At 49.1% G+C, this 19,983-nt stretch carries 22 protein-coding genes; 13 read left to right on the top strand and 9 right to left on the bottom strand.

Annotation, left to right across the window (positions count from 1 at the left end; genetic code table 11):
* Positions 1 to 2: 2 nt before the first annotated feature.
* On the top strand, positions 3 to 908 hold the full coding sequence (locus IE082_RS02085) for a LysR substrate-binding domain-containing protein (protein ID WP_189490852.1): 906 nt from the start codon (positions 3 to 5) through the stop codon (positions 906 to 908).
* A 53-nt stretch (positions 909 to 961) separates the two neighbouring features.
* On the opposite strand, the gene IE082_RS02090 is transcribed toward IE082_RS02085, so the two are convergent.
* From IE082_RS02090 to IE082_RS02100, 3 genes are read right to left on the bottom strand one after another with little or no spacing between them, the layout of a single operon-like run.
* On the bottom strand, positions 962 to 1,762 hold the full coding sequence (locus IE082_RS02090; protein ID WP_189490854.1) for an IclR family transcriptional regulator: 801 nt from the start codon (positions 1,760 to 1,762) through the stop codon (positions 962 to 964).
* 18 nt (positions 1,763 to 1,780) lie between these two features.
* Entirely contained in the window at positions 1,781 to 2,692 is a 912-nt protein-coding gene (rsgA, locus tag IE082_RS02095) for a ribosome small subunit-dependent GTPase A (RefSeq protein ID WP_189490857.1), read from the bottom strand.
* Positions 2,689 to 3,903, bottom strand: coding sequence for a M48 family metallopeptidase (locus IE082_RS02100; RefSeq protein WP_229809672.1), 1,215 nt, complete (start codon positions 3,901 to 3,903; stop codon positions 2,689 to 2,691). Before IE082_RS02100 ends, rsgA begins: the two co-directional genes overlap by 4 nt.
* 143 nt (positions 3,904 to 4,046) lie before the next feature.
* On the opposite strand from IE082_RS02100, the gene orn reads away from it, so the two are divergent.
* From orn to IE082_RS02115, 3 genes are all read left to right on the top strand, one after another.
* Positions 4,047 to 4,637 (top strand): oligoribonuclease, encoded by a 591-nt coding sequence (gene orn / locus IE082_RS02105; RefSeq protein WP_189490861.1) that lies wholly within the window; start codon positions 4,047 to 4,049, stop codon positions 4,635 to 4,637.
* A gap of 148 nt (positions 4,638 to 4,785) precedes the next feature.
* Positions 4,786 to 5,733: a biotin synthase BioB gene (bioB, locus tag IE082_RS02110; protein WP_189490863.1), complete on the top strand. Its 948-nt coding sequence runs from the start codon at positions 4,786 to 4,788 to the stop codon at positions 5,731 to 5,733.
* A gap of 93 nt (positions 5,734 to 5,826) precedes the next feature.
* Positions 5,827 to 7,071 (top strand): branched-chain amino acid ABC transporter substrate-binding protein, encoded by a 1,245-nt coding sequence (locus tag IE082_RS02115; RefSeq protein ID WP_189490865.1) that lies wholly within the window; start codon positions 5,827 to 5,829, stop codon positions 7,069 to 7,071.
* Between the two features lie 80 nt (positions 7,072 to 7,151).
* Here the strand turns inward: IE082_RS02115 and IE082_RS02120 are convergent, their stop codons facing one another.
* On the bottom strand, positions 7,152 to 7,829 hold the full coding sequence (locus tag IE082_RS02120; RefSeq protein ID WP_189490867.1) for a Smr/MutS family protein: 678 nt from the start codon (positions 7,827 to 7,829) through the stop codon (positions 7,152 to 7,154).
* 89 nt (positions 7,830 to 7,918) lie between these two features.
* The gene (gene trxB, locus IE082_RS02125; protein ID WP_189490869.1) at positions 7,919 to 8,872 is read right to left on the bottom strand and encodes a thioredoxin-disulfide reductase; all 954 of its coding nucleotides are present in this window, start codon (positions 8,870 to 8,872) and stop codon (positions 7,919 to 7,921) included.
* Between the two features lie 107 nt (positions 8,873 to 8,979).
* Here trxB and IE082_RS02130 point away from each other — a divergent pair, with 107 nt between their 5' ends.
* Positions 8,980 to 9,750, top strand: coding sequence for a spermine/spermidine synthase domain-containing protein (locus tag IE082_RS02130; protein ID WP_189490871.1), 771 nt, complete (start codon positions 8,980 to 8,982; stop codon positions 9,748 to 9,750).
* A 102-nt stretch (positions 9,751 to 9,852) separates the two neighbouring features.
* Here the strand turns inward: IE082_RS02130 and IE082_RS02135 are convergent, their stop codons facing one another.
* Entirely contained in the window at positions 9,853 to 10,230 is a 378-nt protein-coding gene (locus IE082_RS02135; protein ID WP_189490873.1) for a DUF2322 family protein, read from the bottom strand.
* A gap of 28 nt (positions 10,231 to 10,258) precedes the next feature.
* A complete protein-coding gene (locus IE082_RS02140; RefSeq protein ID WP_189490875.1) occupies positions 10,259 to 10,696 on the bottom strand; it encodes a DUF1841 family protein in 438 nt (145 codons plus the stop codon).
* 297 nt (positions 10,697 to 10,993) lie between these two features.
* On the opposite strand from IE082_RS02140, the gene aroG reads away from it, so the two are divergent.
* Entirely contained in the window at positions 10,994 to 12,070 is a 1,077-nt protein-coding gene (gene aroG, locus IE082_RS02145; RefSeq protein WP_189490877.1) for a 3-deoxy-7-phosphoheptulonate synthase AroG, read from the top strand.
* A gap of 61 nt (positions 12,071 to 12,131) precedes the next feature.
* Positions 12,132 to 12,512 (top strand): RidA family protein, encoded by a 381-nt coding sequence (locus IE082_RS02150; protein ID WP_189490879.1) that lies wholly within the window; start codon positions 12,132 to 12,134, stop codon positions 12,510 to 12,512.
* 166 nt (positions 12,513 to 12,678) lie between these two features.
* On the opposite strand, the gene gabD is transcribed toward IE082_RS02150, so the two are convergent.
* Both gabD and gabT read right to left on the bottom strand, forming a co-directional pair.
* Positions 12,679 to 14,133, bottom strand: a complete 1,455-nt coding sequence (gabD, locus tag IE082_RS02155; RefSeq protein WP_189490881.1) for an NADP-dependent succinate-semialdehyde dehydrogenase — start codon at positions 14,131 to 14,133, stop codon at positions 12,679 to 12,681.
* A 106-nt stretch (positions 14,134 to 14,239) separates the two neighbouring features.
* Positions 14,240 to 15,523: a 4-aminobutyrate--2-oxoglutarate transaminase gene (gene gabT, locus IE082_RS02160; protein WP_189490883.1), complete on the bottom strand. Its 1,284-nt coding sequence runs from the start codon at positions 15,521 to 15,523 to the stop codon at positions 14,240 to 14,242.
* A gap of 399 nt (positions 15,524 to 15,922) precedes the next feature.
* On the opposite strand from gabT, the gene IE082_RS02165 reads away from it, so the two are divergent.
* From IE082_RS02165 to aroC, 6 genes are all read left to right on the top strand, one after another.
* Positions 15,923 to 16,498 carry a pilus assembly FimT family protein gene (locus IE082_RS02165; RefSeq protein ID WP_189490886.1) on the top strand — a complete coding sequence of 192 codons (576 nt, stop codon included), beginning with the start codon at positions 15,923 to 15,925 and terminating at the stop codon, positions 16,496 to 16,498.
* On the top strand, positions 16,495 to 16,944 hold the full coding sequence (locus IE082_RS02170) for a type IV pilus modification PilV family protein (protein ID WP_189490888.1): 450 nt from the start codon (positions 16,495 to 16,497) through the stop codon (positions 16,942 to 16,944). Before IE082_RS02165 ends, IE082_RS02170 begins: the two co-directional genes overlap by 4 nt.
* On the top strand, positions 16,941 to 17,723 hold the full coding sequence (locus tag IE082_RS02175; protein ID WP_189490890.1) for a PulJ/GspJ family protein: 783 nt from the start codon (positions 16,941 to 16,943) through the stop codon (positions 17,721 to 17,723). The genes IE082_RS02170 and IE082_RS02175 overlap by 4 nt, the downstream gene beginning before the upstream one ends.
* Entirely contained in the window at positions 17,720 to 18,304 is a 585-nt protein-coding gene (locus IE082_RS02180) for a hypothetical protein (RefSeq protein WP_189490892.1), read from the top strand. Before IE082_RS02175 ends, IE082_RS02180 begins: the two co-directional genes overlap by 4 nt.
* 10 nt (positions 18,305 to 18,314) lie before the next feature.
* Positions 18,315 to 18,719 carry a type IV pilin protein gene (locus IE082_RS02185; protein ID WP_189490894.1) on the top strand — a complete coding sequence of 135 codons (405 nt, stop codon included), beginning with the start codon at positions 18,315 to 18,317 and terminating at the stop codon, positions 18,717 to 18,719.
* A 159-nt stretch (positions 18,720 to 18,878) separates the two neighbouring features.
* Positions 18,879 to 19,982 (top strand): chorismate synthase, encoded by a 1,104-nt coding sequence (gene aroC, locus IE082_RS02190; RefSeq protein WP_189490896.1) that lies wholly within the window; start codon positions 18,879 to 18,881, stop codon positions 19,980 to 19,982.
* Position 19,983: the final 1 nt, after the last annotated feature.

Here is a 19,983-nt window from a genome sequence, read left to right on the forward strand (position 1 = left end):
CCATGAATTTACAACAGCTTCGTTGCATCCGAGAAATAGTTCGTCAAGATTTCAACTTGACCAATGCCGCCCATGCGTTGTTCACGTCACAGCCTGCGGTGTCAAAAACAGTAATGGACTTTGAGGTGGATATGGGTTTTGATGTGTTTATTCGTCATGGAAAACGCATCAAGGGCTTGACCAACGAGGGCGAACGTATTTTGCCAGCGGTTGAAAAAATCTTGCAGGATTTAAAAGACTTGAGAGACATTGCCGATGAAACCAAAAACCCCAACAAGGGGCACCTCACCATCGCGACTACCCACACACAAGCACGCTATGCCTTGCCACGATTGATTCAAATTTTTCGTCAGGAGTACCCAGAGGTGCGCCTGTCATTACTACAAGGCACACCTGCGCAGATTACCCAAATGGTATTGAGCAATCAAGCTGATGTTGCGATTGCCACTGAAGGGATTGTGCGCACCGAAGGATTGACTGCGACGGCATGTTATGAGTGGCAACACAAAATTCTCCTGCCTTTGAAGCATCCTTTAACGAAGTTGAAAAAAATCACATTGGCAGAGCTGGCTCGTTATCCGCTGGTGACGTATGACCCAGCCTTTGCTGGTCGTGGAAAGATTGATGCGGCATTTACCAGAGAAGGTCTGCAGACAGATATTGTGCTTGAGGCGATTGATGCGGATGTGATTCGCACGTATGTTGAAGTGGGTTTAGGCGTTGGGATTATGGCGGCGATTGCCCTTGATGCCATGGGTGATGAGCTGGCAAAAAAACAATTGGTGGCGATGGATGCTGGTCATTTATTTGGCATCAATACCACATACGCTGCGGTGAAAACCGATCGATACCTCAAAAAATACGAGCAGCGTTTTTTTGATTTGCTGGCGAATTTGTCTTTTTCTTAGTGGGATGTAACAGACGCTTCAAGGTAAAAATGACGGCGATTCGCCGTCATTTTTTATTCATCCAGTGTTTTGTTCTGAGCGGTGTAGCCCATGGCTTTCGAGATATCGAGCGCAGCCGTTTGCAGCAAGCTCACCCAGCTTTCTTGTACTCGCTCGGCGGGCGCTGAGATAGACAGTCCCGCAACGAGCTGCTGGTTGTCATCATAAATACCTGCCGCCATGCAGGAGACGCCAAGCTCTAATTCTTCGCGGTCACGGGCGAATTGGTCTAAGCGAACTTTGTCGAGCTCTTTTGTGATTTTTTCGAGAGACGAGAGGCTGTTTTTGGTTTGGCCTTTGAGCTGGGTTCGGTTGGCGTAGGCGAGCAGTGCCGTTTTGTCGTCTTGAGCGAGAAATAATTTACCGACGGACGTTAAATGCAGCGGGGCGCGGCCACCGATGGCGCGAACCACTTGCATGCCTGAACGCTCAGAATAGGCGCGTTCGATGTAAATGATTTCGTCGTTTTGGCGGACCGATAGGTTGATGGTTTGGCGGGTTTGTTGGTGCAGGGCTTTCATGATGGGCAGGGCGACATCACGGACATTCAGACGTGCTTTGACAAGGTTGCCCAATTCGAGCAGGCGCATACCGAGCTGATAGTGACCTGCCGATGGCCGATCAACGATTCGAGCCAGCACCAAATCGTTCAATATTCGGTGTGCGGTGGAAACGTGTAAGTTGGTTTGCTCTGCGAGCAGTTTGAGACTGAGGGCCTGATTGTGGCGTGCGAGAACGTTGAGTAAATCATTGGTGCGCTCTAATACTTGGATGGTGGGGCGCAGCATGGGTGTTGGTGTGTCGTTACTGTGCATGATGTTTTTATCTGGTTTTTAGTAAGCGGCTCTGTCGTAGTAGTCGAGTTGTTCGAGCAGTCGTTCGTAGAAGGCATGACGAGTCGGATGGATGTGGCCTTCGTTCATAGCGTTAAGTACCGCGCATTGTGGTTCGTGGCGGTGGCTGCAATTGTGAAATTTACATTGGCCAAAATAAGGGACGAATTCGAGCATGGCGTGCTGAATTTGTGAGACAGAGAATTGTGCCATGCCAAAGTTCTCAAACCCTGGCGAGTCAATAATGGTGCTCGATTGCCCATCAAAAGTGCAGTGGTAAAGACGGCTGAATGTCGTGGTGTGTTTGCCGCTGTTGAGTACGCTGGAGATTTCGCGGGTTTTGATGTTGGCATCAGGGATGAGGGCGTTGATGAGAGAGGATTTGCCCATGCCGCTTTGCCCCATGAGCAGAGTGCTTTTGCCTGCGAGTAGGGATGTGAGTTTACTGACGGATTCAGATTTATGTGCAGATAATTCATACACATCGTAACCGAGCGTAGGATAGAGACTGAGAGTGGCTCGTGCGGCATCGACTTTGTCAGCAACATCTACTTTGTTGAGCAATATGATGGCTTTGATGTCGGTCACTTGGGCGCAGATAAGGGCGCGACCGAGTAACTCTTCGGAAAACGCTGGCTCGGTAGCGCAGACGATGGCGACTTGGTCAATGTTGGCGGCGAGGTTTTTTTGCTTATTAAACTCAGAGCGATAAAACAAATTTGTGCGCGGTACGATGGACTCAATAGCACCTTGATTGTCACTGGTGAGAGTCACGTTGACCAAATCACCGACGGCGTAACCTTGTTTTTTACCGCGCGCAACCAGTTGAATCAATGATGCTTCTGCATTGTCAGAGGTCTGCCCAAGAAATTGATGGCCAAAATTAGCGATGATTTGTAATACGACACTCATGTCTGGCTCGTTGTCAGTTGTTGGAGACGCTGAACGCGCAGCACCGCAGGTGGATGTGAGTCGTAAAATGCTGAGTACAGCGAATCTGTCCCGACAAAGCTGGCGTTTTCTTGATACATGCATACCAGAGCGTCGATGAGGTCTTGGCCATTGCTGTTTTTGACAGCGAAGGCATCGGCTTGAAACTCATCGCGGCGTGAGCCACGTGAGGTCAGCGGTGCGAAAATGAAGGTGAATACAGGCAAAACCAACATGAACAGCACCAATCCGACCGCTATCAGGTGCGTTGGTTGCAATGATAGGCGTTTGAGCAATGAAAGACTGTCCTGCACACCCAAACCGCTATAAAACCAAAGCTGTTGTGACAAAAAGCCGAGCAACGCGAAAATCGCCAAACCCATCGGCAACATCCAAGCCAAGCGTTTGAGAATGTGTTTATGGTGAAAATGTCCCAGCTCGTGTGCCAATACTGCTTCGATTTGGGGCGGTGAGAGTTGGTTGAGTAACGTGTCAAAAAACACAATGCGCTTATTGTGGCCAAAACCTGTGAAATATGCGTTACCATGCGCTGAGCGGCGCGAGCCGTCCATGACAAACATGCCGTTACTGGCAAATCCACAGCGGGTCAATAAAGCATTCAAACGTGTCTTTAAATCACCGTCCTCTAATGCCGTGAATTTATTAAACAGGGGCGCAATCACGGTCGGGTACAACCAAAGCATCAATAAATTCAAGCCAACAAACAATGCCCAAGCCCACAGCCACCATGTTGAAGGGGCTGTTTTAATGAACCATAAAACCCCATACAGCAGCGGAATTCCAATCGCCGCTGACAGTAAGGCTCCTTTGAGCATATCCATCAGCCAAAGTTTGATGGTCATGCGATTAAAGCCAAATTTTTCTTCGATTTTAAATTGACTGGCATACGCCATGGGCAAATCAATCAGGCTATTGATCAGACTAAAAGCCACAATAAATAAAATACCGAAATGCAGCTGATGGGTTGTCACCGACAAAATCAAATTGGCCAGCCCCGCCAAACCACCACCCAAAGTCCAAAACAGCAGCACCAACATAGAAAACAACAGAGACAGCCGCCCGAAGTGCAAACGGGTCAATGCGTATTGAGCGGCCTTGGTGTGGTCATCAAGTGAGATTTTTTGGTCAAATGGTGCGGGTACCGCCGACACATGGGTGCGGATGTGATTCATTTGCCGTCGGGCCAAATACAGCTTTAAGGTAAAATACAGCGCACAAGCGGTTACAAACGTTAAGGTCATCAAGGTACTTGGGGCATTCAATAAATCACGCATCACTTCATCAACTTTCTAATAAAACTCGAATTTTTCACATTATGACAGAAAATACCACACAAACCAGCTACTCAGATGCGCAAATCACCCGTGATGACAACCGTCTCATTTGGTTGGATATGGAAATGACGGGGTTAAACCCACAAGCAGACAAAATTATCGAGTTGGCCATCGTCATTACTGACGCCACTCTGGTCACCATTGCTGAAGCCCCAGTCTGGGTCATTCATCAATCCGATGAAACGCTTAACGCCATGGATGAATGGAACACCAAAACCCACGGTCAATCTGGTCTCATCGACAAAGTTAAAGTGTCAACTCTATCGGAGGCAGAGGTCGAGCAGCAAGCCCTCGCATTCATCAGTCAATATATCGGGCCGAATAAATCGCCCATGTGTGGCAACTCGATCGGCCAAGACCGTCGATTCATGGTGCAATACATGCCGACCTTAGAAAAGCACTTTCACTACCGAAATCTGGATGTTTCGACTCTCAAAGAGTTGGCGCGCCGTTGGAATCCACGTGTTTATGATGCGTTTAAGAAAGAAACTCGTCACACAGCGCTGGCTGATGTGTATGAATCGATTGATGAACTCAAGCACTACCGAGAACATTTGTTTGTTAAGCCGTAATTTGGTTTTAATTTTTCTTAAAAGCTGGCTTTATGCGGTTAAAGTTAACCAAAAGTTGCCAAGATTTGTTTTTTAGCAGAGCTTAATGCCTGGGAAAAACGTTGCTAATCTTGTAAGATGAGTGATTATTTTAATCAAGCAGGATGACATGACATACACCACACTCCGCCATGACTGGACCGCTGAAGAAATCGCCGCTTTGTATGATTTGCCGTTTATGAAACTGGTGTATCAAGCGCAAACCGTTCATCGCGCCAATCACCAGATTGAGCACATCGAAAAAGCGGTTTTGCTCAATATCAAGACGGGCGCATGTCCTGAAAACTGCGGCTACTGTTCGCAATCGGCGCATTTTGACACAGGTTTGGAGAAAGAAAAACTCATGCCTGTCTCGGAGGTTCTCGACGCGGCACAAAAAGCCAAAGACGCAGGCGCAGCGAGATTTTGTATGGGTGCGGCATGGCGCTCGCCACCTGCTGCGGCCATGCCCGCTTTGATTGAAATGATTGAAGGCGTGAATAAGCTTGGCTTGGAAACCTGCATGACCTTGGGCATGCTCAAAGAAGAGCAAGCCCAGACGCTCGCCGACGCAGGGCTTGATTACTACAACCACAACATCGACACCTCGCCTGAATACTATGACAAAGTTGTCACCACCCGCACCTTCGATGACCGCATCAACACATTAAACGCTGCCAGAGATGCAGGTATGAAACTGTGCACCGGCGGTATCCTAGGCATGGGCGAATCGCGTGCTGACCGCGTCAGCATGTTGCGCACATTGTCTAGTCTGACACCACACCCCGAGTCTGTACCAATCAATCGCCTCGTGCCCATCGACGGCACACCACTCGCCGACGCAGAACGCATCAACGACGAAGAATGGATTCGCACCATCGCCGTCGCCCGCATCATGATGCCGACCACCACTGTGCGCCTTGCTGCGGGGCGTCATGAGCTTGACTGGGCGGCACAGACTTTGTGCTTTATGGCGGGGGCGAATTCTGTGTTTTATGGTGAAAGGCTCCTCACCACACCGAATGTCGCTATGGAAGAAGACGAGAAAAAGGTGTTTAAGCTCAAACAAGTGGGGTGATTGAACAATGAGGCGATAGGTTTGCGTTGAGTGGTTCTCAAAGATGAGATCCTTTTTAGTCACTTGTTTTTTTAAAAATAGGGAGTGTGGTATATGAGAAAACACATCGTTATCAGCATAGTTTTGTCTGTGTTTTTCGTCGGGAGTGCTCACGCTGCTTGTTCGACAAAGACCCCCATTAAAATCGGTTACGCTGGACCAATGTCAGGTGGTATTGCGCATTTGGGTAAAGACGCTGAAAACGGTGCAAGCATGGCCATCGAGGAAATTAACCGTTCGGGTGGTATTACGATTGATGGCCAAGCGCGGTGCTTGAAATTGTTTTCTGCCGACGATGCGGGTGATCCACGACAAGGTGTGGTGGTGGCGCAAAAATTGGTTGATAAAAGTGTGATGGCGGTGGTGGGGCACTTAAATTCGGGTATTTCTATACCAGCTAATGATATTTATTCGGCGAATGGCATGGCGCAAATCTCGCCTTCATCAACCAATCCTGATTACACGTTAAAGTCAAGCAAAACACCCAAAGGTTCTGTCAGCAGTTATCGGGTGATTGCGAATGACGTCTCTCAGGGAAAAGCATTGGCCATGTTTGTGAATCGCAGTAATCCTCAGTCTTCCCGTGAGTCGCATCTGAAAAGGATAGTGGTTCTAGATGATTCAACACAATACGGTCGTCGTTTAGCTGATTATTTTGTATCCGCCTTACAAACTGAGCCAGTGGTGCGTGAAGGTATTTTTGTCCCTGATCTTATTTCTGATTTACAACCCAAGCCAGCAGTAATAGGTGAGGCTATAGCGGACAGAACTCCTGAATTCAGAAGATTGTTGGCTATGAGTAAGAAGTTTAATCCTGACTATATTTTTTGGGGTGGCTTGGACGATACAGCGGCAATATTGGCCAAGCAAATGAAGCAGTTGGGTGTTCGAGCGAAACTAATCAGTAGCGGCGAATGTATGAATGAATTTATTGAGTTGGCAAAAGATACAGCTGATCAGACGGTGTGTGCGATTGTAGGCATTCCTTTAGAAAATACAGACCGTGGTCGAAAATTTTCAAGTGATTATGAGCGTCGTTTCCCAGGGGAGCGTGCTCAAATTTACGCACCATATACGTATGATGCGGTTCAGGTAGTTGCCCAAGCGATTCGCATAGCGGGTAGTGATGAACGTGAGTCGATCGCAGCGGCGATGCCTAAGGTCAATTACGATGGTGTGACGGGGAACATCCGTTTCGATGCGCAAGGGGATGTACAACTGGGCGCGGTTAGCCTTTTTAAAGTGGAGAATAAAAAGCTGGTGTTTGACCAAGTGATTTTGGTTGGCCAAGAGCTGTGATCCGCCTATGGGTGACTGATTCTCAAATCGCCTTTAGAATACCGCTGATGGAGGCATCAGCGGTTTTTATGAGCTATAGTTTAGCGATCTTTGTTTTTTCTAACTTGATCGGTATTGTGAAGTAATACCCAAACTGCACCCTGACCACCTGCATTGGCAGGAGCTGAGCAAAACGCAAGGACGTCGTTGTTTTGAACCAGCCAATTTTTGACACTTTGTTTGAGGATAGCATGGCCTGTCTGCGAGCCATGGCCTTGGCCGTGGATGATAGAGACGACGCGTGCACCGTTGGTGGTGGCTTGGTAGAGGAATGCGTTGGTGGCGATACGGGCTTCTTCTGCGGTTTTGCCGTGTAGGTCTAAGCGCAACGAGACAGGCCATTGGCCTTTTTGTAGCTTTTTCAGCAGTGTGTCTGGAATGCCTTTGCGCAAATAGACGCCGAGTTCGTCGTCACGTAGGTGGCGGGCGTCGAAACCGTCGGAGAGTTTGTCTTTTAGTTTTTTGGCGTTGGTTTGATTCGGGGTGGTTGCGCGTTTGATTTCGGGAAGTTTAATTGCCGGGGTGGGGTGGGTGTACTTGCCACTGCTTTTGAGTGGGATGACGTTTTGGACGGCTTGTTTGAACTCGGTGGTTTGGCGCTGTTCTTGCTGCTCACGTTCTTTTTGCTCGCGGCGGTGCTGCTCTGCGATACGGGCTTCTTTCTCAAGGTCTTTTTTGAGTAGGCTTAAGTCGGCGAGGCCGTAGGATTTTGCTTTCATGTTTATTGTCTGAGTGCTTTTTGACAACAAACCCTACTTTGGTCAGTAGGGTTTGTATGTCGTGATACCAGTGTTGTTCAATGTGGGTATCAGTTATTTTCTAAGTAACGCTGCGCATCGAGTGCGGCCATGCAACCTGTGGCCGCGCTGGTGATGGCCTGGCGATAAATATGGTCTTGTACGTCACCTGCAGCGAAGACACCTGTGATGCTCGTCGCTGTGGCATTGCCAGCCGCACCGCCGACGGTTTTGATGTAGCCATTTTCCATATCGAGCTGACCAGCAAAAATATCGGTGTTCGGCTTATGACCGATGGCGATGAACACACCATCCACTGAGATTTCTTTGGTGGCGTCGCCGTTGAAGGCTTTTAGGCGCAAACCCGTCACACCAGAGGCGTCACCGAGCACTTCATCCAATGTTTGATTCCACTCGATGGTGACTTTGCCCTCAGCTTCTTTGGCGAGCAGGCGGTCAATCAAAATCGGCTCTGCGCGGAACTTATCACGGCGGTGAATCACGGTGACGTGGCTGGCGATATTGGACAAATACAGGGCTTCTTCAACCGCTGTGTTACCACCGCCCACCACCGCAACAGGTTTGCCGCGATAGAAAAAGCCGTCACAGGTGGCACACGCTGACACGCCGCGTCCAGCAAAAGCCTCTTCAGACGGTAAACCCAGATATTGCGCAGAAGCGCCAGTAGCGATAATGAGTGCATCGCAGGTGTATTCGGCGGAGTCACCGACCAAACGCATTGGCTTTTCGGTCAAATGCGTGGTGTGAATGTGGTCAAAGATCATTTCGGTTTTGAATCGTTCTGCGTGTGCTTGGAAACGAGACATCAGCTCTGGGCCTTGCACACCATCGGCATCTGCAGGCCAGTTTTCGACATCGGTGGTGGTCATGAGTTGGCCGCCTTGCTCCAAACCTGTGATGAGCACGGGATTCAGATTCGCGCGCGCTGCATAAACAGCGGCGGTGTAACCAGCAGGGCCTGAGCCGAGAATCAATAAACGGTGGTGTTGGGTGGCTTTTGACATGCAAGTCCTTTTTTATAAAGTGTATCGTTGAACTGCGTTATTATACTTGGTTTCATTTGTTGTCGCGATGACATCCCTCAATCCACATCATAGAACAAAGCAATAATATGGCCATTTCATCTTTTAAAACCCGCTATAAAGCCGAGCCCATCACATTCTCAGAAATTGACGACGTGCGCTATCTGCACTTTGGCACGCCATGGGTTCAGGGCGCGATGAATCTGAAGAACCCATTTAAAATTGAGCTTGAATACGCACAGATGATGATGGCGTATATTTTGTTTTTAGATGAACCCGCCCAAGTCGCACAGCTCGGCATGGGCTGTGCCTCGCTCACCAAATTTATCTATAAAAACATGCCAGTGACCCACTCAACTGTCGTCGAACTAAACCCAGACGTCGTTTCAGCCGCCTACGCCATGTTCAAACTACCGCGCGACACGTCACGAATCACCGTCGTGCAAGACGATGCGGCGAACTGGGTGACGCAGCAAGAGGGCGGATTTGATGTATTGCAAATAGATTTATATGACGCCACCGCACGCGGCCCTGTCTGTGACTCTGTGCAGTTTTATCAGGATTGCTATGCTGCACTCAAGGAGACAGGCATGATTACCGTGAATCTCTTTGGCGATCACCCGAGTTTCGAGAAAAACATGAAAAACCTCAATGAGGCATTCGGCGGTCGAGTACTTGCGCTACCAGAGATCCATGATGGCAACCGCATCGTGTTGGCATTTAAAGGTGCGCCGCTGAATGTCGAATGGCGCGACCTATACGCGCGCGCTGAGCAAGTGAAGGCACAATACAAATTGAAAGCCAAACGTTGGGTGAGTAGCCTTAAGGCTGTGGTGACCACAAAGACGTTTTCTATTTGATGTGTGTTTGCCGAAAATGCAGACTGTGTTTCTGTCATTGGTTATGAGTTGTAAAAAAAACCGTTGATGGGGTCATCAGCGTTTTTTTTTTAATTTTCCAGATTATTGCTCTTTTTTATCATCATCCCAATTATTGGCGGGTGCTTCCCCTTCTTTATAAACCACTTTCATTTCCATCAGTTTATTTGTCGCTTCTACTAAAATTAATCGGTCGATATTTGGGTGTTTGCCAACGTTTGCTTTGGCGTCTTTTGTGTGCTCGGCGTAGAGCTCTAAGCCGCGACGAGCGGCAGCTAAGTCGAGTGTGCCCATGGTTTTGTAGAGGTAGTGGTAGAGAGCGAGTGAGCCTTTTTGGCCTTCTGCGTTTTCGACGGTTGAAAGGAGTTTGCCGTCTTGGTAGAACTCGATGCGTTCTAAGTTGTCGATGGCGGGGAATTGTTCTACGTTTTCTTTGAATACGGTGCTAGTTTTGAATAACATGGTGGTTCTCCTGATGAATGATGTTGAGTTAGGTTGAAGCGTGTTTCAGAATGCTGTCAATGTAGGCTTGTGCGTCTGGTTCGGTTTTGTCGCGTTGTGCTTGCCAAAGCGTTTGGCCCAAGCACTCCATGATGATGTGCTGTGCATCGTGTTCGCTGTCGAGTTTTTGTGACAGTTTGGCGTGTGCGGCGCGAATGCCAGGTGGTTGGTCGATGGAGAGTTGCTCGCTGATGGATAGGTGCATCGACAGGTGTAAAAACGGATTGGTTTGGCCATCTTCGGGTAAAAACTGAGCGGCTTCGAGGGCTTCAATGGGGCCATTGAGCACTGCGTGGTATTCGGGGTGCTCACGCATCCAGTGTACGGCGATTTGCTCGATGGGTGCGAGGTTTTCTTGGTGTTTTGATTTATACCATGCGTGGTAAAAAAACTGGCGGACTTCTTGGACTGTGGGGTTGAAGAACATGTGGTGGCTTTTTGATGAGGGTGTTTTTGATGCGATTTGCTCAAATCTGCTACTAAAGGCTTGCAAAATGGCACGATTCAGGTTATAAATACGGAAGTTTACACGCAAATGGTTTGCGGTAAAAGCAAAACAGGATGAATGTCATGCGCCACACACGTGCTTATTTCTTTTGGTACTTTACTCGAACGAGCGGTTGAGCTGTTCGGTGTGCCACGCGCGTACCTTCATCTAGCCGCTAACTTGTTTAGCGGTTTTTTATTTTTTGCACTCCACAAACTCCTTTATTGAAAGAACAACATGCCAAATACCGATGACGTCCGAATCAAAGAGATTAAAGAACTTGCACCGCCATCACACGTGATTCGCGAGTTTCCACTGACCGAAGAGGTTGCCAAAGTACCCTTTGAGTCGCGTGCTGCCATTCACCGTGTGTTGCATGGGGCGGATGATCGCTTGGTGGTTGTGATCGGTCCATGTTCGATTCATGATACGAAGGCCGCACTTGATTATTGCCAACGTTTGCTCAAGCAGCGCGAAATGTACAAAGACACATTAGAAATCGTGATGCGTGTTTACTTCGAGAAACCGCGGACCACGGTCGGTTGGAAAGGCCTCATCAATGACCCGATGCTCAATGAAACATTTGACATCAATAAAGGTCTGCGCGTCGCACGTGAGTTGCTCGTACAAATCAACGAAATGGGCATGCCCGTCGCTTGCGAATACCTTGACATGATTACACCACAATACATCGCCGACCTCGTGAGCTGGGGCGCGATTGGCGCACGCACCACTGAGTCACAAGTACACCGCGAGCTTGCTTCTGGCTTGTCATGTCCTGTTGGCTTTAAAAATGGCACGGATGGCAATGTCAAAATTGCTGTTGATGCCACACTCGCTGCACAACGCCCCCACCATTTCCTCTCAGTGACCAAGGCTGGCCACTCAGCGATTATTTCGACCAATGGCAACGAAGACTGCCACGTCATTTTGCGTGGTGGCAAAAAGCCAAACTACGACGCCGCCAGCGTTCAAGAAGCCTGTGAAGCTATCGCCAAAGGCGGTTTGGCGCAGCGCGTCATGATTGATGCCTCGCACGCAAACTCTGAGAAAAAACCAGAAAATCAAGTCCCTGTTTGTGCCAATATCGCAGAGCAGGTCGCAGGTGGTGATGAGCGGATTTTCGGTCTCATGATTGAGTCAAATATTGTCGGTGGCCGTCAGGACTTGGTTACAGGCGCGGCGCTCACCTATGGTCAAAGCGTGACGGATGGCTGCATCGACTGGGAGTCATCAGAAGCTGTGCTGAAAAACCTCTCCGAAGCGGTCAAAGCACGGCGTGAATTAAAACGCAACAGTTTTACTGAACAGTAAAACCACGGGCGGGCAGTTGAGTGCCCGCTTTTATTTCTCACCCGTTTTTAAGGAGACTCATATGTCTAAAAAAATCATCAGCACCACCAATGCACCTGCCGCCATTGGCCCATATTCACAAGCTGTGAAAGTTGGAGCGCGCGTATTTACTTCTGGCCAACTCGGTTTAGATCCTATCTCTGGCGAATTAGCACAAGGTATTGAAGCGCAAACGCATCAAGCATTCAAAAATCTTGAAGCGATTTTGAAAGAAGCGGGCGGCTCACTGGCCAACGTGGTGAAATTCACCTTGTTTTTGACAGACTTGGCTGACTTTTCCACAGTCAACACCATCATGGCGCAATACGTGCCTGAGCCATTTCCAGCACGTTCGACCATCGGTGTGGCAAGCTTGCCGAAAGGTGGGTTGTTTGAGATTGAGGCTGTCGCGCATATTGAGTGATTGCATGAGTAGCACTAAGAACGGCTTGAGAAACTCAAGCTGTTCGGGCATGTCGGTCAAGTTTTTTCATGATGACCATTGTTTTCTTTTATTTGCAGTGATGTTGCATCTTATCAATAAAAAATCCGCCGTGATTAAACGGCGGATTTTTTATTTGGGCTAGGGCTTACTTATCCAAGCCAGCCAAACAAGTATATTTCACCACTACATAGTCTTCAATTCCGTATTTAGAGCCTTCGCGCCCTATACCTGATTGTTTGACACCGCCAAATGGCGCGATTTCGGTTGAAATCAGACCCGTGTTGACGCCGACCATACCGTATTCGAGGGCTTCTGAGACGCGGAAGATGCGGCCGATGTCACGGCTGAAGAAGTACGATGCGAGCCCAAATTCTGTATCGTTGGCGTATTGAATCACTTCTTCTTCGGTTTTGAAGCGGAACAGCGGCGCCATCGGGCCGAATGTTTCTTCGCGTGCGACAGCCATATCTTGTGTGACGTTGGTCAAAATGGTTGGCTCGAAGAATGAGTGGCCGAGTGCGTGGCGCTTGCCGCCCAGTGCAATTTTTGCACCTTTTGCGAGTGCGTCAGCGATGTGTTCTTCGACTTTTTCCATGGCTTTCTCATCAATCATCGGGCCTTGGGTCACGCCTTCTTCGACACCGTTACCGACTTTGAGTTTGCCCACAGCGGCGGCGAGTTTCTCTGCGAATGCGTCGTACACGCCATCTTGGACATAGAGGCGGTTCGCGCAAACGCAGGTTTGGCCTGCATTGCGGTATTTCGACGCAATCGCGCCCTCAACAGCCGCGTCAAGGTCAGCGTCGTCAAATACGATGAATGGTGCGTTACCGCCGAGTTCCATCGAGGTTTTTTTGATGGTGGGGGCGCATTGTTCCATCAATACGCGGCCCACTTCGGTTGAGCCCGTGAATGTGAGTTTGCGCACAGTGGGGTTTGAGGTGAATTCTGCACCGATGACGCGTGATTTGCCTGTGATGACTTGGAAAATACCCGCTGGGATGCCTGCGCGGTGCGCGAGCTCTGCGATGGCGAGCGCAGAAAAAGGTGTTAAGTCAGCAGGGCGGACAATCATCGGGCAGCCCGCGGCGAGCGCGGGAGCGACTTTGCGCGTAATCATGGCGTTCGGGAAGTTCCATGGCGTGATGGCGACGCAAACACCGATAGGTTCTTTGGTGACCATGATGCGGCGATCATTCAGGTGCGCTGGGATGTTTTCGCCGTACAGACGTTTGCCTTCTTCGGCGAACCATTCGACATAGCTTGCGCCGTAAGCGATTTCGCCCTTTGCTTCTGCGAGTGGTTTGCCTTGCTCTGAAGTCAGGATGAGTGCCAAGTCATCTTGGTTTTCCATCATGAGGTTGAACCATTTACGCAGAATTGCCGCTCGCTCTTTGGCGGTTTTTTTGCGCCAAGCAGGCCATGCAGCGTTTGCGTCAGCGATGGCTTTGGCGGTCTCGGTTTGACCGAGGTGAGGGATGGTGCCGATGACTTCGCCTGTGGCAGGGTTGGTTACGGGCATGGTTTCAGCACCACTCACCCATTCGCCATTGAGGTAGCATTGTTGTTTGAAAAGGCTGGGGTCTTTGAGGTTCAGCATGGTTAGTTTCCTAAATAATGTGTGTCATTTCAACTGATGATTATAAGTGAAAACGGCTCTTGGCGTTTTTTCAACACGAAGAGCCGTTTGGTGAGCGCTGTGGAAATTAGCCTTTGGCTGCTTCCAATAGAACTTCTTCCAAAATCGTCAAGCCTTCATCGAATACAGAGTCTTCGATGGTCAATGGGAACAAGAAGCGAATCACGTTGGCATAAGTACCGCATGAGAGCAACAGCAAGCCGCGTTTCAAAGCCGCCAAACGCACTTTTTGAGTAAACTCAGGCGACGCCTCACCTGTCGCAGGGTCAATGAATTCAACTGCGTTCATGGCACCTGGGCCACGCACGTCAGAGATTTGAGGAACTTGAGCGCGCAGGGCAGTCAAGCGGGCTTTGATCTTGTCGCCTAATGCGTTGGCGCGATCAAGCAAATTTTCTGAGTCAATGATGTCCAACACCGCGTGTGCAGAAGCGATGGCCAAAGCATTGCCCGCATACGTACCACCCAAACCGCCAGGTGCTGGTGCATCCATGATTTCAGCACGGCCACAAACGCCTGATAAAGGCATACCGCCTGCCAAAGATTTTGCGAATGTCATCAAGTCTGCCGTCACATCGTAGTGCTCCATGGCGAACAATTTGCCTGTACGGCCGAAACCTGTTTGCACTTCATCCGCGATGAGCAAAATGCCATGTTCGTCGCACAACGCGCGCAGCGAGCGCATGAACGATGGTGACGCTTGGTAAAAACCGCCTTCGCCTTGCACAGGTTCGAGGATGATGGCTGCGACACGAGTTGGCTCGATGTCGGCTTTAAATAAGTTTTGAATCGCTTTGAGTGAGTCTTTTTCGCTCACGCCATGCAGCTCAACTGGGAATGGTACGTGGTAAATTTCTGATGGGAACGGACCGAAGCCGATTTTGTATGGTGCGACTTTACCCGTCAATGCCATGCCCATCATTGTACGACCGTGGAAACCGCCAGTGAATGCGATGACGCCAGAACGGCCAGTGGCTGCACGAGCGATTTTGATCGCGTTTTCAACGGCTTCTGCGCCTGTGGTGAAGAACGCCGTTTTCTTTGGAAAGTTACCTGGTGTGCGTGTGTTGATTTTTTCAGCGAGTTCGACATACGACTTGTAAGGCACGATTTGATAGGCAGTGTGAAGGAAGCCTTCATGCAACTGCTTGTTAATTGCTGCCACTTGCTTTGGATGACGATGACCTGTGTTCACCACCGCGATACCACCGCCAAAGTCGATGAAGCGACGACCTTCAACGTCCCAAATCTCAGCATTTTGCGCGCGCGCAGCGTAAAAGTCAGTCATCACGCCGACACCGCGAGGCGTCGCGGCATTTTTGCGGGTTTGTAAATCAGCGTTGTTGCTCATGGTGAGGTCCTTTTCTCAGAGTTTAAATTTCTTGTGTCAAAACAAATTGTGTGTTCCGACGATGATGTTGATTGTGACAATATCAGCATAATGCATGTATTGATTTGGCATTTTTATGCCATTGGTCTCTCATTGTATCAAATACGGTGGAAGAATATTAGAGGTATTGGCTTGGAAGCCAGTAAAATTTAACGTTTAGTGCCAGTTTTCGATAATAAGTATAAATTCGGCTTCTTTATTAATTTGGCGGTTTGTTGTGTATAAATACGTAGTGATATGTGGCTGTGTTTTTTCCAGAATTTGCTGGCTTTACTTTTGTATAATGAGGGTAAAGTAATTGTCTCTAACTGTCATAAAGATGAAATGGTAAACGCATTGCTCTCACATCAGACTTAATCTATGAGCTCAAAAGTCATCCATACAGTGAATACACCAAAGTCAACGTGGTGTGCTTTGGCGCGTCTGAACGTCGCGAGACAGATGGGTTTTACGATGCTTGAGACGCTGGTGGTGTTGGCGATTGTGGGTGTCCTCACCACTGTGGGCATACCTGCTTATCAGCGGGTGAGTGTGCAGTATGATATTAGTAGCACTGCGCGTCTGTTTGCTCAACAAGCGGAGTCGGCACGATTAATGGCTCAAGCTTTTGGTGTGGTAATCGAGGTTTGTCCTGTTGGCTCGCTTGATTTTGTTGCGGCCAATCCAGTTTGTCTTAATAATCTACCAGTAAACCAGCCGTGGGCCGCATGGGTGTGGCGCAATCGTACAACTGGCGCTGTTGTTTTTCGTGGGCAAGTCTCGCCGAATTTGATTTTTTCCACGAATCGCAGAGCTTATCCAGCTTTTAATAGCAGTGGTCATATTGCTGGGGTGGCGAATCAGACCATTACGGTAAGCTCAGGGGCTGCCAATACGGTGCCCGCTCGAGTTGCGTTCTCTAATCAAGGTAAGATGACGGTGACGTTGCCACCATGATGAATTTAAGCAATGCTTCACCGTCACAGTCAACTTCTCATCAAGCCGGTTTTAGCTTGTTTGAGGTGTTGTTGTCCATGTTTATCGCTGCCGTAGCGGTGGCGGGCGTGATGGCTTTACATGCCCGTAATCTGAGTCAAGTGACTGACAATGTTCACTTAATGCGTGCGCAGATGGTGTTGAACAATGCGGCTGCGCGCATCAATGTCGATACGAATCTGAATCAAGCTATGACAAACGCAGCATTGACAAACGAAGCATTGGATTTACGAATGACTGTGGTGGCGGTTGGTAGTGCGGATTTTGTTGTCGCGGGGCAGGTAGGTCGATTGTTGAAGATTCAATGGGTCAATCATGATGCCAACGCGTCAGTTTGGCGATGCCCTTTGTCGGGTGTATCTGCTGTCGCAGGAAGTTCTTGCTTGGAATTATGGGTGTTACCATGATGAGGCGTCGAGATTGTCATCGTATTAACTCTCAGGCAGGTTTCACTCTGCTTGAATTGTTGATTTCTATGGTTTTGGTGCTGGCTATAATTATCGGCGTTCAGCGATTTATGTCGGGTGTGGTGTTTGATCAAACGATTATCGGTGAGCGGCAAGAGGTAGCATCAGAGACCCGACTTGTGTTGTCAAATGTGTCACGGGATATCGCTCGAGCGAATTTTTACCCCCATGCATCATTTAGTGATGATTTACCAAACGCGGTTTTGCCTCCAGCCGTTGGAGGGGGGCAAAATTTATTTGGCGTGCGTTACGTTGCTCCTGTTGGCACGCCTGACTGTAATGGTGATACCACAGATAATCAAGCGCTTGCTGGTCATGTTGGGTGGACATTGATTGAAAATCGCTATGTGCTGACCCGCACAGATGGTGTGTTCAGCCTGAGTTGTGACGGAAGCGGTGGCGATAGCGGTCAAGTTAGACTGATAGATAATGTGGCAAAGTATTTGCCTTCTGGCGTTGTTGGTGTCACGGTTGATGCGATTTTATATAATGCTGAACCAGTGGATTTGGTGGCCAATCCTCAATTCATCCCTACCAATACAAAGCTTGTCAGATTGTGTTTGTTAACGCGTGTGGCACAAAATGTGGGCGATGATTCAGCGGCCACGACTGATTGTGCAGGTGCTGCTTTGCCTGTTGTTTCGGCTTGGGTTTATTACAAAACACAAGTAGATGTGGCTGTTGGCTCGCATGGTTTTTTGGCGGGAGACGCACCATGAGTTCACTGACCCGCGTGCCCTCAAAACAATTTGGCTTTGCTTTAGCGACTGTTTTGATTTTGTTGGTTATATTTGCAGGTTTGGTGGTCATCATGCTTGATGGACAGCAGACCAAAATACTTCAGTCAACTGCAACCATTCAGGCAGCACAAACCGAACAGAATTCGCACAATACCCACCGAGCTTGTGTCAATCATGCTCGCCGTGTTTTGGCCAGCGACAGCGCAATCAATGTGACATGGTGGCAGAGTACGGGTGCGTTTGTGCAGGCCAATGACACACGTTGGGCGGATGCGGACGTTTTTCTGCAAGGCTCTTGCTTGATTGAGGCTGTGACCGATGCGACAGACACGCAAGCGAGCTGGACGCCGAAATTACGCATCACGAGCAAGTTGGCGGGTGGGCAAAGTGTGGTGTTAGAGCAAACGGAATGGCGATACCCAGCATGCGTAGCGGCTTTACCCCAGCAGTGTGCGAGTTTAAGCAATTCGGTATCTATTAAAAATAGCACAATACAATGGCGTCCAAGTTATCGCCTCGGTCAGCCTGTCTCTGTGGCTCATCGTGTTTATGGATTTTAAGGTTGACAAAATGACAAAGCAGCGAAAAAACCTCCAGTCGGGATTCACTTTGCTCGAAATGTTGTTTGTGATTGCGGTGATTGGCGTGCTCGCGGCCATATCATTGGCTCGTTACGATGACCACATCACATCATCAAATCGACATGCGGCACGGGCGGCTTTGTTGTTCGCACAGCAATCGATGGAGCGGGCGCATTTACAAAACGGCACTTATGTTGATGCGGTGTTGCCTGCACAGCAGCCGAGTGAGCCTTTTGTTTTGGCGTTGACAAATGCTGGTTTAAATACGTACACGCTGCAGGCGACGCCTGTGAATGCGGATCCTCAATGCAATGTTTTGACGCTGAATCAGGCAGGAGTGCGTGGTGCCACTGGTGCAGCGACGCCGCAGGATGTTGCTAATTGCTGGCGGTGATGGTTTGTGCAGGAGAATTTAGTAAAGTGATTTTTAATTGACCTATCCCGTGCTGTTTAAGCACGGGTTTTCGTTTGTCCACTGCCAAAATCCAAGAAAATCAGCTACAATGTAGACCAATGGTGCAATGCACCTTTTTCTTATTTTTGAAAGTTTCTTATGGCAGGCAGTACTTTCGGTCAGTTGTTTTCGGTAACTAATTTCGGTGAGTCTCATGGCCCTGCGATTGGCTGTGTGATTGATGGCTGTCCTCCTGGCTTGAGTTTGTCTGTTGATGAGATTCAGCCTGAGCTTGACCGTCGTCGTCCTGGTACGTCGCGCCATGTGACACAACGTCAAGAAACTGATCAGGTGGAGATTTTGTCAGGTGTGTTTGAGGGCAAAACCACAGGTACACCGATTGCACTGCTTATCCGCAATCAAGACCAACGCAGTTCTGATTATGGCAATATTGCTGTGCAGTTTCGCCCTGGTCACGCTGATTATACATATTGGCACAAGTACGGCATTCGCGATTACCGTGGCGGTGGGCGCTCGTCCGCGCGCATGACCGCGCCGATGGTCGCAGCGGGCGCGGTGGCAAAGAAGTGGTTGCGTGAGAAATTTGGCACACAAATCATGGGGTGTATGACAGCATTGGGCGATGTGCCAATCCCTTTTCAGAGCTGGGATGATGTGTCACAAAATCCGTTTTTTGCAGCGAATAATGATGTTGTGCCTGAGCTTGAGGCGTACATGGATAATTTGCGCCGCGATGGTGACTCTGTTGGCGCACGCCTGATGGTTGCTGCGACTAATGTGCCTGTGGGTTTGGGTGCACCGCTTTTTGATAAGTTAGATGCCGATATTGCTTACGCGATGATGGGGGTGAATGCGGTTAAGGGCGTGGAGATGGGCGATGGTTTTGATGTCGTTGCGCAAAAAGGCTCCTACCATGGTGATGCGATGCCACCATCAGGCTTTCAGTCTAATCACGCGGGTGGTGTGTTGGGTGGCATCTCAAGCGGCCAACCTGTCGTGGTTCATGTGGCGATTAAACCAACTTCATCGATTCGTGTGCCGCGTGAGTCCATGGATATTCATGGGCAGGCTGCGACTGTTGAAACGTTTGGCCGACATGACCCGTGTGTGGGTATTCGTGCCACGCCGATTTTGGAAGCCATGTTGGCTTTGGTTTTGATGGATCATGTGTTGTTGCACCGTGCACAAAATGCTGATGTGCATGTTGATACGCCAATTTTGGATATGGATTCAGGAGTGTAGG

It is taken from the genome of Formosimonas limnophila, from assembly GCF_014652675.1.
Classification (GTDB): domain Bacteria; phylum Pseudomonadota; class Gammaproteobacteria; order Burkholderiales; family Burkholderiaceae; genus Hydromonas; species Hydromonas limnophila.